Consider the following 17,338-nt stretch of genomic DNA (forward strand, 5'->3'; position numbering starts at 1 on the left):
ATTACTAATTAGTTGACAAAAATGAATATCTTTCGAAACGGCTGCGCCTGCGATGGCGGACGGTATAGGAAATGGTGTTCCGCCCACCGCCGCCCGTCCAGGCTCACCTCATCACGACGGTTCCATCATTTCGCCACCGTGATGTCGCTTCCCTGCGGCGCGGTAGCCGCCAAGGACGCGCCGCCATCCGCCACCACCAGCACCACCTCGTGCCGGCGGCCGTCGTCCACCAGCGCGATCGACGCGCCTTCCTGCGCCACGCCGTCCACGCTCAGCGACGCCGCGCTGCCCCTGCGCACGTCGATGGCGTAGGTACTGCCGCGGTAGCGGTACTGCAGCTTGAATCCGGTCCAGTCCGCGGGCATTTGTGGCGCCAGCGCCAGGCGTTCGCCGGTGCGCTCCACGCCCAGCAGCGATTCCACCACCAGGCGGTACATCCAGCCGGCCGAGCCGGTGTACCAGCTCCAGCCGCCGCGGCCCACGTGCGGCGTCACCGCGTACACGTCGGCCGTCATCACGTACGGCTCCGCCTTGTACACGGCGCAGGCTTCGCGGCTGGCGGCGTGGTTGACCGGATTGATCATGTCGAACAGTTCCCAGGCGCGCTCGGTCTGGCCCAGGCGAGCAAAAGCCATCGCGGTCCAGATGGCGGCGTGGGTGTACTGGCCGCCGTTCTCGCGCACGCCCGGCACGTAGCCGCGGATGTAGCCGGGGTTCAGCACACCCTTGTCGAACGGCGGGTCGAGCAGCTGGATCAGGCCTGCGTCACGGCGCACCAGGCGCGCATCCACCGCCGCCATCGCGCCTTTGACGCGCTCGGGGTCGGCGGCGCCGGACAGCACACCCCAGCTCTGCGAGATCGAGTCGATCTGGCACTCGTCGTTCTGCTGCGAGCCGAGCGGCGTGCCGTCGTCGAAGTAGGCGCGCCGGTACCATTCGCCGTCCCAGGCGTTTTCCTCGATGTTATGCGACAGCACCTGGGCGGCGCTGCGGCAGGTGGTGGCAAAGCCGTAGTCGGCGCGGCGGTCGGCCAGTTCGGCAAAGCGCTGCAAGACTTCATACAGGAAGAAGCCGAGCCACACGCTTTCCCCCTTCCCTTCGTTGCCGACCCGGTCCATGCCGTCGTTCCAGTCGCAGGTGCCGATCAGCGGCAGGCCGTGCGCGCCGAAGTCCAGCGCGTGGCGGATCGCGCGCACGCAGTGCTCGTACAGGCTGGCCTGCTCGTTCGATTGCGCCGGCAGGTCGTACAGCGATTCCTCTTCCTGCTTCAACTGGCGCGATTCGATGAAGGGCGCGACTTCGTCCAGCAGCGCCCAATCGCCGGTGACGGTGACGTAGCGGTGCGCCGCCAGCGGCAGCCACAGGTAGTCGTCCGAGCAGTGGGTGCGCACGCCGCGCCCGGTGGGCGGGTGCCACCAGTGCTGCACGTCGCCCTCGACGAACTGGTGGCCGGCGAACAGCAGCAGGTGGTCGCGCAGCAGTTCCGGGCGGGTGTGCACGGTGGCCATCGCATCCTGCAGCTGGTCGCGGAAGCCGTAGGCGCCGCCCGACTGGTAGTAGCCGCTGCGCGCCCACATGCGGCAGGCGATGGTCTGGTACATCAGCCAGCCGTTGGCGATGGCGTCCAGCGCCGGTTCCGGCGTCTCGACGCGGATCGCGCCCAGGGTCTCGTCCCACCAGTCGCGCACCTTGGCGAGATCCGCCGCCGGCACGCCGGCGCCGCCGTGGCGCTGGACCATGCCGGTCGCGTCCAGGTTGCGGCGGCCGCCCACGCCCAGCATGAACACCAGTTCCTGCTCTTCGCCCGGCTGCAGTTCGATGGCCGCCTGCAGCGCGGCGCACGGGTCGAGCGCGGCGCCGCTGCGGCCCGAGAGGCCGGCGCGTTCCAGCGCGGCCGGATTCGCCAGGCTGCGGTTGCGGCCGATGAACTCGGTGCGGTCGCAGGTAAAGGCCACGTGCTCGGCGTCCAGGTGGAAGAACGCCACCCGGCCCGAGAAATCGGCGTTGTAGGCATTACGGGCGAACAGTGCGCCGCTGACCGGGTCTTGCTCCGTCACCACGTGCATCGCGGACTTGTCGCGCAGGTCGCCCAGCACCCACTCGACGTAGCCGGTCACGGACAGCTTGCGGCGCGCGGCGCTGTCGTTGCGCAGCTTGATCACCACGTATTTCAGCGGGTCGTCCAGCGCCACGTAGGTCAGCAGTTCGCTGCGGATGCCGTGCGCCGTGTGCTCGAAGGCGCTGTAGCCGAAGCCGTGGCGCGTGAGGTAGTCGCCGCCGGACGGCGCCGGCAGCGCGGTCGGCGACCAATAGGTGCCGGTCTGCTCGTCGCGTATATAGAATGCTTCGCCGCCGCGATCGGCCACCGGGTCGTTTTCCCAGGGCGTCAGGCGGAATTCATGGGCGTTCTGGTTCCAGCTGTAGGCCTGCCCCGCTTCCGAGACGATGCTGCCGAACAGCGGGCTGGCCAGCACGTTGACCCAGGGCGCCGGGGTGCGCTGCTCGGCGCCGGTGCGGATCACGTATTCGCGGCCGTCGGCGCTGAAGCCGCCGATGCCGTTGTCCAGCACCAGGCTCGGCGCCGGCTGCGGCACGGGAATATGCACGGGAGTGGGCGCCGGCGTCGTCGAGGATGCCGTGCCCGGCATCGCCGGCAGCGGCGGCTCGATCGCCAGCAGCGGCGGCAACGCCACTTTCTGCAGCGCCGCGCGGCGCAGTTGCTCGGCCAGGCTGCCGCGCTCGTCGGACAGCACCAGGCGCGCCACCGACTGCATCAGCACGCGGTCTTCGTTCGGGATCTGGTCGACGATGCGCACGAACACGCCGCCCGGGCGGTCCACCGATTGCGCGTCCAGGCCGGAGGCGATCATGCTCATGATCTGGTCGTGCAGCGCCTGGCGGTAGCCGCTGGCGTCCTCGCACCAGATCACCAGATCGACCACCAGCCCCTTCAGGCGCCAGTAGCCGTGCGCCTGCACCACCTGGCGCGCCAGCTCGATGTTGGCGGCGTCGCGGATCTGCAGCAGCACGATCGGCAGGTCGCCCGAAATGGAATACGCCCACAGGCCGGACTGGCCGCGCCCGTTGCGCGCGATGACGGCCGGCTCGGCACGCAGCGCGGCGTTCGGGTAGATCACGCCGGAGGCCAGGCGCCCGTACAGCTGGGCGTCGGCTTCGCTGGCGTTCAGCTGGCGCAGCACCACCTGGCTGTGGGTCCAGGCCAGCTCGAACACGCGGTCGGTGAGGTGGCGGTCCTGGTACTTGTCGACCAGGTGCAGCGCCTGCTCGCGGGTGTCGGTGGCGCCCAGGATGACGTCGACGCTGATTTCCTGGTCCGGCGCCAGCGTGAAGCTGCGGCGGATCGCCGCCACCGGGTCGAGCACCGAGCCGTGCGCGCCCTGCAGTTGGTCGCGCCCGGTCAATGCCTGCGGCAGCACGTTGCGGTTGCCGCGGCCGATGAACTGGGCGCGGCTGGTCTCGAAGGCCGGTGCGGACGGCGCATCGACGCCATGCACCGTCATCAGGTTGAACAGGAACGGCGGCTGCTCTTCCTTGTGGCGCGGGCGGCGCGAGCACAGGATGGCGCCGCGGCCGGCCAGGATCTCGGTCTGCACGAACAGCTTGGAGAACGCCGGGTGCGCCGCGTCGGCGGCCGGCGGCGCCATCACCACTTCGGCGTAGCTGGTCAGCTCGATGGTGCGCTCGACCTGCGAGGTGTTCTTGATGCGCGTGCGGCGCAGCTCGATGTCGTCCTCGGGCGAGACCACGATCTCGGTGTGCAGCTCGATGCCATGGTCGCGGCGGCGGAATTCGGCGCGGCCTTCCGAGAAGATGACTTCGTAGTGCTCGGGCTGGGCCAGGGTCGGCTGGTAGGCGGTCGACCAGACGGCGCCGCTGTCCAGGTCGCGCACGTAGCAGAAGTTGCCCCAGTCGTCGGCGGTGGCGTCTTCGCGCCAGCGCGTCACGGCCAGGTCCTTCCAGCGGCTATAGCCGGCGCCGCTGCTGGTCACCATCACGTGGTAGCGGCCGTTGGACAGCAGCTGCACCTCGGGGTGCGCGGTGTTCGGCTGGGCCACCACGCGGGTGGCGCTGTCGGTTTCCGGCGCCGGCTGGCGCATGCCCTCGGCCTCGGCGCTGGCCAGCTCGATCGCGCCCGACTTCGGCACGCGCTCCTGCAGCAGCAGCAGCGTGGCCTGGAATTGCGGGTCGGCCTCGAAGCGGCGCTGCATCGGGCGGTCGTGCAGCAGGTAGGACAGGGCCAGGAAGCCCATGCCCTGGTGGTGCACCATGAAGGACCGCACGACGGCGAATTCCTGGCCGCGCGGCAGGCGCGCCGCAGTGTAGTCGACCGCTTCGTAAAAACCGTACTGGCCGGTGAAGCCGAGCTTGGCCATGCGCTCCAGGTTTTCGCAGGCCAGTTCCGGTTCGACCATCAGGCCCATCATGGTGGCGTACGGCGCGATCACCAGGTCCTCGCCCAGGCCGCGCTTGGCACCGGTGCCGGGCACGCCGAAGGCGCGGTACTGGTAGTTCATCGAGGCGTCGACGGTGTTGTAGCCCGATTCCGAGATGCCCCACGGCGTGTTGCGGCGGCGGCCGTAGTCGATCTGGGCGTGGATGATGCCGTGGTAGGTCTGGTCGAGCAGCGTGTCGCGGTAGCTCGGCATCACCAAGAGCGGCATCAGGTACTCGAACATCGAGCCGCTCCAGGACAGCAGCACCTGCTCGCCGCCCACCAGGGACAGCTGGCGGCCGAGCGCGAACCAGTGCTCCTGCGGGAACTGGCCCTGGGCGATGCCGACGAAGCTGGCCAGGCGCGCCTCCGACGCCAGCAAATCGTAGCTGCCGCTGTCCAGGCGGCGCTCGCTGACGTTGTAGCCGATCGCCAGCAGATCGCTGTCGTCGTTGTACATGAAGGTGAAGTCCATGGCGGCGAACTCGCGCGCCATGCGCGCCAGGCGCGCGATTTCTTCCAGGCGGGCACGCGCGTTGGCGCTGCCCTCATCGACCATCCTGGCCAGCAGCAGCAGGCGCGCGCGCTCGTCCGGCGCCAGGTCCTCGCTTGGGGCGCTCATGCCGAACGCGGCCAGCTCGCGCAGCGTCGGGATGCGGGTCAGGCTGGAATCGATCACGTGTTCCTGCACCGCGCGCATCCACGGCGCGATGTGCAGCAGGTCGGCGTAGGCGGCGCGGCATTGCGCGGCCAGCTTGCCGGTCCAGGTGCGCAGGGCATCGTCTGCATCGGCCGGCACGGCGTTGGCCAGTTCGCCGGCGTCGCGCGCCAGGGCGGCCAGGCAATCGCCCAGGCCCGGCAGCGTGTCGACGTTGCGGCACTGTTCGGGCGACAGGTCGCGCCACAGGACGGCGATCGCGTCCTTCACCGCCGGGGCGGCGTCGCCTGCATGTTCCTCGACCACGCGCAGGGTGTCGCGCACGCCGTGCAAGGGCTGGCTGGACACGACCGGGCGCGCCGCCAGTTGCTCCAGGCCGGCGGCCAGGGTCAGCAGGTGGCCGGCCAGGTTGCCGCTGTCCACCGCCGACACGTACACCGGCTGCAGCGGCGCCAGCGTCTGCGTGTCGTACCAGTTGTAGAAATGGCCGCGGTAGCGCTCCAGGCGGCCCATGGTGCCGAGGGTGGCGCGGGTGCGCAGCAGCAGTTCGCCGCCGGCGAGGTAGCCGAAGTCCCAGGCGGTGAAGTTGGCCAGCAGCGCCAGGCCGAGGTTGGTCGGCGAGGTGCGCTGGGCAACGCGCTGCACCGGGTGTTCCTGCATGTTGTCGGGCGGGAGCCAGTTTTCCTCGGCGGTCACGTGGTCTTCGAAGAAGGCCCAGGTGCGGCGCGCCAGCTTGTGCAGGAATTCCTGCTGGCCGGCGCCGAGCTGCGGCGCCGGGCGCTCGACCGGCAGGCTGACCCACCACGCCACCACCGGCGACAGGAACCACAGCAGCAGCAGTGGCGCGGCGGCCCACAGCGCCAGCGGGTTGGCGAAGGTCAGCAGCAGTGCGCTGCCGACGGCAAACGCCGGCGCGAACCACATGCTGCGCCAGTTGCTTTCCATGTCGGTGCTGGAGCGCGACGTGCCCGAGGCGCGCCATTCCAGCAGCTTGCGTTTCGAGACCAGCATGCGCCAGCCGGTGCGCGCGATTGCATCCACGCTGTAGTACGCCTCGTGCGGCAGGAAGGTCATGTTCAGCACCGCGTGGGCGAGGCCGGCGCGCGCGCCCTGCGACCAGTTCTGCCCGTGCTGGCCGAAGCCCATGTCGTGCGGCTTGTCGGCCAGGCCGATCAGCGCGCCCAGGGCGAACGGCAGGAAGAACACCGACAGGATCGCCGCGCTCCAGAATGCCGGCGCCGGCAGCAGCGCCCAGCACAGCAGCAGCAGGCCAGTCAGCACCGGCGCCACCAGGCTGCGGCGCAGGTTGTCGAACAGCTTCCAGCGCGCCAGCGCGCCCAGCGGGTTCGGCACGCGCCGTCCGCCAGGGGCGGGCGCACGGCCGCCGATCCAGCCGAGCAGCTGCCAGTCGCCGCGGATCCAGCGGTGGCGGCGGCCGACGTCGTCGCTGTAGCGCGGCGGGTAGGCTTCCACCACCTGCGCGTCGCTCAGCAGGCCGGAACGGATGTAGGAACCCTCCAGCAGGTCGTGCGACAGCACCTTGTTGTCCGGCAGGGCGCCGTGCAGCACGCGCTCGAACACGTCCAGGTCGTAGATGCCCTTGCCGGTGAACGAGCCTTCGCCGAACAGGTCCTGGTAGACGTCGGACACGGCGCGCGTGTACGGGTCGATGCCCGGCTCGCCGCTGCACAGGCGCTCGTAGCGCGAGGCGTTTTCCAGCGGCAGCGAGGTGGTCACGCGCGGCTGCAGCAGGCCGTAGCCTTCGATCACGCGGCGGCCGGACGGGTCCAGCACCGCGTGGTTCAAGGGGTGTGCCATCGCCGCCACGAACTGGCGCGCGGCATCGCGCGGCAATTGCGTATCGGCGTCCAGCGTGATCACGTAGCGGGTCTCGTCCAGGCCCTCCAGGGCGCCCTCGACCACGGCGAAGCGGTCCTGCGCGCCGCCGCGCAGGAAGGCATTCAGGTCTTCCAGCTTGCCGCGCTTTCTCTCGCGCCCGATCCAGGCGCCCTCGCTCGCGTTCCACATGCGCGGGCGGTGCAGCAGCAGGAAGGGTTCGATGCGCACGCTTTCTTCGACCTCGCTGCCGTCGGCGCCGTGCAGCACGATGGCATGGTCGTGGCCGTACTTGGCGTTGAGCGCGGCGATGGCGGCACGCGCCTGCTCGACCAGCGCGGCGTCGGCGGGCATGTCCTGTTGCGGCGCATCGGCCAGGTCGGTCAAGAGGCAGAAGCGCAGGTTGGCGTCGCGGTTGGCCAGGTAGCGCACCTCGAGGGCGTCGCACAGCGTGGCCACGTTGTCGCGGCTGTACAGCAGCGACGGCACCACCACCACCGCGCGCGCGTCCGGCGGAATGCCGTCGCTGAAGTCCATGCGTGCCAGCGGCTTCGGCGACACCAGGCGCGTCGACAACAGGTTGACCAGCGCCAGCGCCAGCTGGCTGGAACCGATGGCGGTGAGCACGCCGATGGTCCACAGCAGGCCGGCAGCGGCGCCGCCCTGCGCCGCGTGCACCACGGCGGCGCCGGTGAACAGCGCGGTAAAGGCGCCGATCGCGCCCAGGTAGGCCAGCAAGGGGCGGCGGCGGCCGGCGCGGCGCAGCGCGCCCACGAAGCCGGACTGCAGGTTCAGGCGCCGCTCCAGGCGCGCCAGGCCGGCGCCGGCCAGGTAGTAACCGACGTGGCGCAGCCGCAGGCCGCCCAGGGCGGCGGCCGATGATGCGGCGGCCGATGATGCGCCGGCCGATGCCGCGGCGGCTGCCGATCCGTCGGCCGGCGCCGCATCCGCAGCGCCCTCCACGGCGGCGGCGGCGCGCCCTTCCCCGGCCAGCGCCACCGCCTCGGCGGCCACTTCCATCTCGCTCTTGCGCGTGGCGCGCGCCAGCTGCTCCACCACGTGGCGGTAATGGTCGCGCGTGCCGAAATCCATCTTGCCGTAGACGCCGGCCGGGTCCATGCGCAGGGTCTGCTCGACCGTGCTCAGGGTCTCGACGAACTCGCGCCAGTCGGTCTTGTCCAGCAGGCGCTGGCTGCCGATGCTGTTGGCCACCGACACCTGGTCGGCGGCCTGCTGGCCGATATCCGCCTGCACCGCTTGCTCGATGGTGCGGCCCTCGTCGGCCAGGCGCGTGCCGATCCATTGCAGCGCCTGGGTCAGCGGACCGCTGCGACCCTGCAGGCGGCGCGTCAGCTCGGCCACGAAGCTGGAGCCCATCGGCTGCACCGCGCGCGCCATGTCGGCCACCAGCAGGATCAAATCGCCCGGCTTGTCGTCGGACTTGTCGACCATGCGGTCGGCCCAGCCGTTGGCCAGCTCGCGCTCGCGCCTTGCGAGGTCCTGGCGCGCGGCGATGCGGCGCAGGTTTTCGATCAGCGCCAGGCGCAGCATGATCGGGATCGCCCACAGCTCGCCCATCGTCAGCGGCGCGCCTTCCTGGTAGGCGGCCACGAAGCGCGCCAGGCTTTCCGGCTCCAGGCGGCCGTCGCCGTGCGCGATGACTTCCAGCGCCAGCTGGTACACGCGCGGATGGCCGCAGGCATCGGCGTCGGCCAGGCAGGGCAGCTCGCGGCTGTAGTCCTTGGGCAGGTGGCTGCGCGCCAGGCGCACCTGTTCTTCGATCAGGTAATAGTTATCGAGGAGCCAGTCGGCCGCCGGTGTCAACAGGGCGCCAGCCTTGGACGCCTTGGTCAAGCCGATGCAGGCATCGGCGATGATCCGTTCGTTCTCGTCCAGGCGTTCCAGCAAGCGGTCGCTGCCGGCCTGCGTGGTCAACTGGTGGCGCGCCGCCAGCTTGCGGCCGTGGACCGCCATCTGGGCGGCGGAAAACAGTTCGGCGCGCAGCGGCGCGGCGTCGTCGGCCATGCCGCGCGGGACGTGAGGAGCGGGCTGGGTGGGTTGCCCCGCGCGCGGCGCGTCGGGCAGAGTGTGGTTTTGTGCGTTCAACAGGAACCTCGATGGTGGCGTGCGCAGCCGGACCGCCGAGTGGCGCAAGACAGCCAGGGAGAGGAACGTCGGGGAAACGAGGGCGCACGGATGATTCCATGCTAAAAGAACATCAGATTCCGGACTGTGCGCTAACGTACATAGTTATGCGATGCGGAAATTTACCTGCTGGCTAGACGCCGCGTAGGGTGGACGTTTGCGTCCACCCTACGTCAGTCATTCAACAGTCATCGGCCAACGCAATCCCGCCCACCAGCGTCCACGCGTTTGCGTGCCCGGCACGCTGCAGGCACAGCGCCGCCCTGGCGCTGCGGTTGCCGCTGCGGCAGAACAGCACCAGCGGACGCTGCGGCGCCGCCAGCAAGTGGTGCAGGTGCTCGGCCAGGCGCGACAGCGGCAGCGCGCTTGCCCGGCGTCCGTACAGGGTGGCGGCGCCGGCTTCGCTCTCGATCGCTTCGCGCACGTCGATCAGCAGTGCATCGCCGTGCCGCGCCAAAAAGGCGGCCAGGTCTACCGGCTGCAGCGCCGGCGGCGCCGGATCGCCGGTGGCGCCTTCGGCTGCGGCCGGCCGGCAATCCGGTGCTGCGGCCGATGCCGCCGATGCCGCCGCAGCGGCCAGGCGTGTGCAGGCGCTGCCGCCGGCATCGGCGCCATGGCATACGATCACGCCATCCATTGCGCGCGCCGGCCCGATGCCGTCCAGGGCAGCCGCGCCGCCCAGGCCGACGAAGGCCATGCGCAGCGCCGCGGCCGGCAGGCGGTCCTTGCCGGCGTCGACGTCACGCTGCGCGCTGCCCAGCAGGTAGCAGGTACGACCGGTGCCGGCGCTGCCGTCGATGCCGGCCGCTTGCGCGGCGCCAGGGCCGGCGTCGCCACGATCCACGCGCGCCAGCACCTGGGCGCCGAGGGCGATGCAGGGCACGCGGCGCCCATCCGCCAGCGCCACTGCGGCGCTCTCCTCCGGCCAGCCGAACGGCCCGGCGCTTGCATCCAGCCCGAGCGCCGCGCGCAGGGCCGCGCGTCCAGCCCTGCCGGCGGCATCGTCCGCCGTGCCCAGCACCGCCGCCACCCGCAAGCCGGCGCCGCGCACCAGGCCGGCGATGCGCGCTTCCTGGCCCGCGGGCGCATCGATCGCCACGCAGGCGCCGGCATCGTGGTCGAACAGCAGCCAGCCGTGCCGCCCTTCCCCGCTCAATTGCAGCACGCCGTGGCGCTGGCCCGACAGGCTCGAGGGCGCCAGCGCCGCGCCGTGCGCCGCCGCTTGGGCGACCTGGCCGCAGCGGCGGATGCGCGCGCAGGCGGCATCGATAAAGGCGTCGTCCGCCAGCGGCCCGAAGGACAGGCGCACGGCGCCGCTGCTGCGCCACGGCGGCAAGCCCATCGCTTCCAGCACGTAGCTGGGCGCGGCCTTGGCCGCCGAGCAGGCCGAGCCCGCGCTGACGCGCACGCCGGCGGCGTCGAACAGGTCGAGCAGGTCGCGCGACTGCATGCCCGCCACGGCGAAGTTCAGCGTGGTCGGCAGCGCGTGCTCGTCCGGGGTGTTGAAGACGATGCCGGGAAATGCCTTGCGCAGCGCCTGCACCAGGCGCGCGCGCATGGCCGCCATGGCGGCGTGGCTGCGGAAGGTGCTTCCTTCTTCGAGCGCCGCGAGCACCGCGCCCAGGGCGGCGATGCCGGCCATGTTCTCGGTGCCGGAGCGCTGCGCGGCTTCCTGGCCGCCGCCGGTGAGCAGCGGCGTGAACGGCGCGCCCTCGCGCACGTACAGCATGCCGATGCCCTTCGGCGCATGCAGCTTGTGGCCGGAAAACGGCGCATAGTCGATGCGGCCGGCGGACAAGGCCAGCGGCAGCTTGCCGAGCGCCTGCACGCAATCGACCATCCACAGGGCGCGCGAACCGCTCTCTTCCAGCACGCGCGCGATGCCGTCCAGGTCGGACACCGCGCCGGTCTCGTTGTTGGCGGCCATGGTGCAGACCATCGCCGCGCGCGGCGCCAGTTCGCGCAGCGCGGCCAGGTCGTGGCGGCCGTCGGCACCGACCGGGATGGCTTGCAGCGCCAGGCCGGCGCCGAGCACGCGGTTCCAGTGCGCCAGGCTTTCCGGCACCGCCTTGTGCTCGGTGGCGCCGTACAGCAGCAGCTCGCCGCATGCTTCTCCGGCCAGGCGCCGCTCGCGCAGCGCGCACAGGGCCGACAGCACGGCGGTCTGGATGCCTTCGGTGGCGCCGCTGTTGAACAGCACCCGGCCGAACGGCGCCCCTAGTACCCGGCGCGCACGCTCACGCGCGCTGTCGAGGATGCGGCGCGCGCGCAGGCCGCCGGCGTGGCTGCTGCTGGGATTGCCGAAGCAGCTTGCCATCGCGTCGATAGCGGCGTCGATGGCGGCCGGCAGCACGGGAGAAGTCGCGTTGGCGTCGAGATAGATGTCCTGCATGGTGAAATAATTGCCAAAAGTCCAAAAAATATGCGCCGCAGCGGCGATAGTTGAGTAATATGTTACGGACTCAACCCGAACAAGACGTACTAAAGTTATGTGCATCTTGTTCTCGCGTGGAACGAATATTTTCATATTTGCAGGGAATAAAAATGAATTCACTCGACAAATACGATTGTGCGATTCTGGCGGCATTGCAGGCGGACGCCACGCTGTCGATTTCCGGGTTGAGCGAAAAGGTGGGCTTGTCCAGCACGCCCTGCTGGAAGCGCGTCAAGCGCCTCGAGGAAGAAGGCTACATCGAGAGCCGGGTCAGCATCGTGAACCGCCAGAAGGTCGGCCTGCCGGTGACCGTGTTTGTTAGCGTGCGCACCAAGGAACACGACGAAAAATGGCTGGAGCGCTTCGCCTCGGCCGTGGTGGCGCTGCCCGAGGTGCTGGAATTCCACCGCATGAGCGGCGACGTCGATTACCTGCTGAAGGTGGTCACCACCGACATCGGCGGCTACGACCGCTTTTATAAAAAACTGATCAAGACCGCGCAGCTGGCCGGCGTCTCCTCGGCGTTCTCGATGGAGCAGATCAAGTACACCACCGCGCTGCCGCTCGACCTGATCTCGCACGGCCTCCCCGCCTGACGCTGCTGCCGGCACCGGCTGGCCGGCGATCTATTTCCACCTCCCGGCAATCGTGCGATGATGGCGCCCGTTCGAACCTAACGGAGACAAGGCAATGCCATCGACCATCACCACCGCCCCGCTGCTCCTCGCCGCCGCCCTGCTGTCGCACGCCGCGCTGGCCCAGGAGCAGCCGGTGCGCATCGGCTTGAGCGGCCCGCTGACCGGCGCCAACGCCTTTGCCGGCAAGGACAACGAGAATGGCGTGCGCCTCGCGGTCGAGGACCTCAACGCGCAGAAGATCAAGGCGGGCGGCAAGGTATTACGCTTCGAACTGCAGTCGGAAGACGACCAGGGCGACCCCAAGGCCGGCGTCAACGTGGCGCAGAAATTCGCCGACGCCGGCGTCAAGTTCGTGCTGGGACCGTACAACTCGGGCGTGGCGATCCCGGCCTCGCGCGTGTACGACAGCGCCGGCATCCTGATGTCGACGGTCGGCACCAACCCGAAGATCACGCAGTCGCGCTACCCGAACGTGTTCCGCATCGTCGCCAGCGACACCCAGGTCGGCGCCTCGATGGCGTCCTACGCCGCCAGGGAATTGAAAATCAAGACCGTCGCCGTGATCGACGACCGCTCCGCCTTCGGCCAGGGCATCGCCGACGAATTCGCACGCCAGGCGCGCGCCTCCGGCCTGAGCGTGGCCGGACGCGAATTCACCAGCGACAAGAGCAGCGACTTCGCCACGATTCTCACCACGCTGCGCGCCAAGAAGGTCGACGCCATCTTCTTCGGCGGCTATGCGCCGCAGGGCGCCCCGATGGCGCGCCAGATGATCCAGCTCGGCATGTCCGGCGTGCGCCTGCTCGGCGGCGACACCCTGTGCAGCCCGGAGATGGCCAATCTGGGCGGCGACGCGGTCGGCGCCAACGTCCTGTGCGCCCAGGCCGGCGCTATGCTGGACAAGCAGGCCGGCGGCGCCGCCTTCAAGGCGAAATACAAGGCGCGCTTCAAGCGCGACCCGGACGTGTACGCCCCGGCATTCTATGACCAGACCATGTTCATCGGCCAGGCCATCAAGAACGCCGGCGCGGTCGACGCCGCCGCCGTCGGCCGCGCGCTGCACGGCACCAGCTACCAGGGCGTGGCCGGCACCTACGGCTACGACCCGAGCGGCAACCTGAAAAAGACCGCGGTGACGGTGTATACCTTCAAGGGCGGGCAACTGGCGCCGCTGGCGAGCTACTGAAACCCATCGTAAAGACTGGGCGGCGGGCGACCCCAGGGGTATCCTTGGGCCGCCCGCATTTTTTCATCCGATGGACGACACATGAACCACATCATCAAGCTGGGCGCGCTCGCCGCCGCCTGCCTCATCGCCTGCGCGCCGGCCGGCGCCGCAGCGCAATCCCCCGCAAAGGCCAGCACTGCCGCCAGCGCCGCCGCGCAGCAACTGAACCGGCTGGGCGACGAATACTGGGACGCGCAGGCGCGTTTCAACCCGATCGCCGCCAGCGAAGCCGGCGACCCGCGCTTTTCCGACCAGATCGGCATGGCGATCGACCCCAAGGTGCGCGCGCGCCAGTTCGCCTTGTACAAGGAATTCGTCAAGCGCCTGCACGCGATCCCGCGCGAAGGCTTGTCACAGCGCGACCGGACCAGCTGGGACATCCTCGACTTCGACCTCGCCAGCACGCTGCGCTTCGAAGCCTTTCCGGAACACCTGCTGCCGCTGGACCAGATGGAAAGCATCCCGGTCGACCTGGCCAACTATGCCAGCGGCCAGGGCGCGCAGCCGCTGGCCACGCCCAAGGATTATCAGGCCTACCTGCGCCGCCTGGAACAGCTCGGCCCGTGGATCGACCAGGCCATCGCCGACATGCGCGAGGGAGTGAAACGCGGCGTGACGCTGCCGAAGGCGGTGATGACCTCGGCCCTGCCCCAGTTCAAGCAGCTGGTCGCGGCCAGCGCCGAAGACAGCATCTATTACACGCCGGTCAAGCACTTCCCGGGCGCCTTCACGGCGGCGGACAAGGCGCGCCTGGGCGCCGCCTACCGCAACACCATCGGCAACAAGGTCAACCCGGCCATCAAGCGCCTGGCCGACTTCCTGGAACACGAGTACCTGCCGGCCTGCCGTACCAGCACCGGCTGGAGCGCGCTGCCGCAGGGGATGGACTGGTACCTGGCGCGCGTGGCCAGCCAGACCACGACCAGCCTGCAGCCGGAACAGATCCACCAGATCGGCCTGGAGGAAGTGGCGCGCATCCAGGGAGAGTACGCGCGCATCGGCCCGCAGATGGGCTACACCGGTCCGGCGGCCGGGCTGCCGACCTGGGTGTCGGAACAGGCGAAATACAAGCCGTTCAAGACCGAGGGCGAGATCGTCGACGTGTTCCGCAAGCTGAACACGACGCTCAACGCCAAGCTGCCGGCGCTGTTCTCGCTGCGGCCGAAGACCCCGCTCGACATCCGCCTGGAACCGGAACTGACGCGCGCCACCGCGTCCGACCACTACACGCCGCCGGCCGTCGACGGCTCGCGTCCGGGCGTGTTCTGGTCGGTGGTGAACGACCCGGCGCAGTATGGCGACACCGGCATGGTCACGCTGTTCCTGCACGAGGGCCAGCCGGGCCACCACTTCCACATCGCGCTGACGCAGGAACTGGGCTTGCCGACCTTCCGCAAGTTCTACTTCAATAACGCCTTCACCGAAGGCTGGGCGCTGTATGCCGAGACGCTCGGCAAGGAGATGGGCCTGTTCGACAAGCCGGAGGATTACTTCGGCCACCTGAACGACGAGATGCTGCGCGCGGTGCGCCTGGTGGTCGACACCGGCATGCATGCGAAGGGCTGGACGCGCGAGCAATCGATCCAGTACATGCGCACGACGCTGGGCTATCCGGAAGCGACCGGGCGCAGCGAGACCGAGCGCTACATGGCGTGGCCGGGCCAGGCGCTGGGCTACAAGGTCGGCGCCCTGAAAATCCAGGAACTGCGCCGCCGCGCCGAGGCCGCGCTGGGACCGAAGTTCAGCCTGCCCAAGTTCCACGAGATCGTGCTGGGCGAAGGGACACTGCCGCTGGCGCTGCTGGAAAAGAAGGTCGACCGCTGGATCGCCGAAAGCAAATGACCAAGCAGGGCACGCTCAGGAAAACGACGTCGTCCCCGCGGAGGCATACTGCTGTCCAAGATAAGCGTTATCTCTGCCTTAAGCGGGTTTTGTTGCTAGCAGTAACGTAAAAATCATTCCTAGCTAACAACTCGTCGTCCCCGCGAAGGCGGGGATAATGCCACTGGCATTATCCCCTCCATGCCGAGCTAGAGAATTTGGTACCCAGAAGCAACCAGAATGCTTTAAAAATACCAACTTTTGGCACTCAGCATGGGTCCCCGCCTTCGCGGGGACGACGGTCTTTAGGCCAGCAATATTATCTTGTACAGCAGTGCGCGGAGGCGGGGACCCATGCTGAGTATCCAGTTCGAATTGACGCGAGTGACTGCCGACACATGATGCATCACCGATCCGGCGCGATCCGCCACACCACGCCGCCGGCATCGTCGACCACCAGCAACGCGCCGTCGGCCGCCACCGTCACCGCCGCCGGGCGGCCCCAGACGTCGCGGTCGCTCAGCACCATGCCGGTCATGAAGTCCTGGTACTGGCCGGTCGGCACGCCGTTCTTCATCGTCACGCGCACCACCTTGTAGCCGGTGCGGATGCCGCGGTTCCACGAGCCGTGCAAGGCCACGAAGATGTCGCCCTCGTACTCCTTCGGGAATGCATTTTTGGCGCCGGCCGGGGCCTGGTAGACCGTCATGCCCAGCGGCGCCGAGTGCGCCTGGATCAGCGTGTCCGGCACGGTCACCTTGTCGCGCAAATCCGGACGGATGCCCTTCAAACGCGGGTCTTCGTGCGCGCCCAGGTAGTACCACGGCCAGCCATAGAAACCGCCCTGTTTCACGCGCGTGACGTAGTCGGGCGGCAGGTTGTCGCCTAGTTCGTCGCGCTCGTTGACGTTGCAGAACAGGTCGCCGGTGCCGGGGTGCACCAGCATGCCGACGCAGTTGCGCAAGCCGTTGGCGAACGGGCGGCGGTTCTTGCCGTCCGGGTCGAAGGCCAGCACGGCGGCGCGGCTGGTTTCCTCTCCCCAGGCGGCGCCCAGGCCGTGCCGGGCTTCCCACTGCGCCAGCGGCTGCGGCGGCTTGGGGCCGATGCCGGCGGCGACGTTGGTGGCCGAGCCGACCGACAGGAACAGCGTCTTGTCGTCCTTCGAGAACGCCAGCGTGCGCGTGACGTGGCCGCCGCCGGTATCGGCGATCTTCTCGACGATGGTCTCCGGCGCGCCCTGCGCTTTCAGGTCGCCCACGCCGTACGGGATGCGCACCACCGAGTTCACGTTGGCCACGTACAGGTACTTCGGATTGGCGCCGGACGGCCACAACGCCAGGCCGTAGGGGCGCGACAGGCCGCTCGCGAACACGCTGGTGCTGGCGGCCTTGCTGCCGTCCTGGGACGGGCGCAGGATGCGCACTTCGCCGCTGGCGGCTTCGGACAGGATGATGTCGCCGTTGGGCGCGCGCAGCGCCAGGCGCGCCTTGCCGGTATCGCCGGCGAACACGCTCACCTTGAAGCCCCTGGGCACGGCCGGCAGCGCGCCGTCGGGCCGCCTGGCCACCTTCGGGCCGTTGCCGGCGCTGTCGCTGGCGTACGGCTGCAGCAGGTCGTCGACGGTGATGCGGTGCAGGTCGCCCGGCTTGTCGTCGGTCCAGGCGCCGCTCCTGGCGCCGTTGCCGGCAGTCGCGCCGGCCGCCGCGCTCTTCGCCGGCGCCGCGCCCTTCCCGCTTTGCGCCGCCAGGTAGTCGATCACGGCCGCGCGCGGTGCGGCGTCGGCGATCCCGATCGGCATCGCGGTGCCCGGCACGTCCTTGTTGGGGTCGCGCAGGAACACGTCGAGCTGTTCGCGCGTCCAGGTCTTGCCGGCGGCGCCGGCCTTGGCCAGCGCGTCGGTGTAGTTGTAGCCGGCCAGCGAGCCGGCGCGGCGGCCGACCACGTTGTACAGGCCGGGACCGGCGCGCGAGCCCATGCCGGCGTCCACGGTGTGGCAGCTGGCGCAGTTCTGCGCGAAATAGGCTTGGCCGTCGACCGGCGCCGCGTGCGCCGGCACGTTGGCCGCCAGCGCCAGCCAGCCGCAGGCGGCCAGTTGCGCCGCGATGATCTTGTTATGCATTGTCTC

At 69.5% G+C, this 17,338-nt stretch carries 6 protein-coding genes; 3 read left to right on the forward strand and 3 right to left on the reverse strand.

All coding sequences use genetic code 11. The annotated features are described in order from the left end of the window. Window positions 1–125: 125 nt before the first annotated feature. Both HH212_RS06585 and HH212_RS06590 read right to left on the reverse strand, forming a co-directional pair. Window positions 126–8,972, reverse strand: a complete 8,847-nt coding sequence (locus tag HH212_RS06585) for a glycoside hydrolase family 94 protein (protein ID WP_170205305.1) — start codon at window positions 8,970–8,972, stop codon at window positions 126–128. Between the two features lie 301 nt (window positions 8,973–9,273). Then, entirely contained in the window at window positions 9,274–11,484 is a 2,211-nt protein-coding gene (locus HH212_RS06590; protein WP_169434685.1) for an aminotransferase class V-fold PLP-dependent enzyme, read from the reverse strand. Window positions 11,485–11,636: 152 nt separating this feature from the next. On the opposite strand from HH212_RS06590, the gene HH212_RS06595 reads away from it, so the two are divergent. The 3 genes from HH212_RS06595 (at window position 11,637) to HH212_RS06605 (ending at window position 15,234) form a co-directional block, all read left to right on the forward strand. Next, the gene (locus HH212_RS06595; protein WP_169434686.1) at window positions 11,637–12,122 is read left to right on the forward strand and encodes an Lrp/AsnC family transcriptional regulator; all 486 of its coding nucleotides are present in this window, start codon (window positions 11,637–11,639) and stop codon (window positions 12,120–12,122) included. A gap of 94 nt (window positions 12,123–12,216) precedes the next feature. Then, window positions 12,217–13,350, forward strand: coding sequence for a branched-chain amino acid ABC transporter substrate-binding protein (locus HH212_RS06600; protein ID WP_169434687.1), 1,134 nt, complete (start codon window positions 12,217–12,219; stop codon window positions 13,348–13,350). 81 nt (window positions 13,351–13,431) lie between these two features. Further along, window positions 13,432–15,234 (forward strand): DUF885 domain-containing protein, encoded by a 1,803-nt coding sequence (locus HH212_RS06605; protein ID WP_169434688.1) that lies wholly within the window; start codon window positions 13,432–13,434, stop codon window positions 15,232–15,234. 385 nt (window positions 15,235–15,619) lie between these two features. On the opposite strand, the gene HH212_RS06610 is transcribed toward HH212_RS06605, so the two are convergent. Continuing rightward, entirely contained in the window at window positions 15,620–17,332 is a 1,713-nt protein-coding gene (locus tag HH212_RS06610; protein ID WP_169434689.1) for a PQQ-dependent sugar dehydrogenase, read from the reverse strand. Between the last annotated feature and the right edge of the window lie 6 nt (window positions 17,333–17,338).

The organism is Massilia forsythiae (genome assembly GCF_012849555.1).
In the GTDB taxonomy this organism is placed as follows: domain Bacteria; phylum Pseudomonadota; class Gammaproteobacteria; order Burkholderiales; family Burkholderiaceae_D; genus Telluria; species Telluria forsythiae.

What these genes read in the sequence shown, in the direction of transcription:
- HH212_RS06585 (WP_170205305.1), bottom strand. Translation starts at nt 8,972, where the DNA reads ATGGCCGACGACGCCGCGCCGCTGCGCGCCGAACTGTTTTCCGCCGCC.
- HH212_RS06590 (WP_169434685.1), bottom strand. Translation starts at nt 11,484, where the DNA reads ATGCAGGACATCTATCTCGACGCCAACGCGACTTCTCCCGTGCTGCCG.
- HH212_RS06595 (WP_169434686.1), top strand. Translation starts at nt 11,637, where the DNA reads ATGAATTCACTCGACAAATACGATTGTGCGATTCTGGCGGCATTGCAG.
- HH212_RS06600 (WP_169434687.1), top strand. Translation starts at nt 12,217, where the DNA reads ATGCCATCGACCATCACCACCGCCCCGCTGCTCCTCGCCGCCGCCCTG.
- HH212_RS06605 (WP_169434688.1), top strand. Translation starts at nt 13,432, where the DNA reads ATGAACCACATCATCAAGCTGGGCGCGCTCGCCGCCGCCTGCCTCATC.
- HH212_RS06610 (WP_169434689.1), bottom strand. Translation starts at nt 17,332, where the DNA reads ATGCATAACAAGATCATCGCGGCGCAACTGGCCGCCTGCGGCTGGCTG.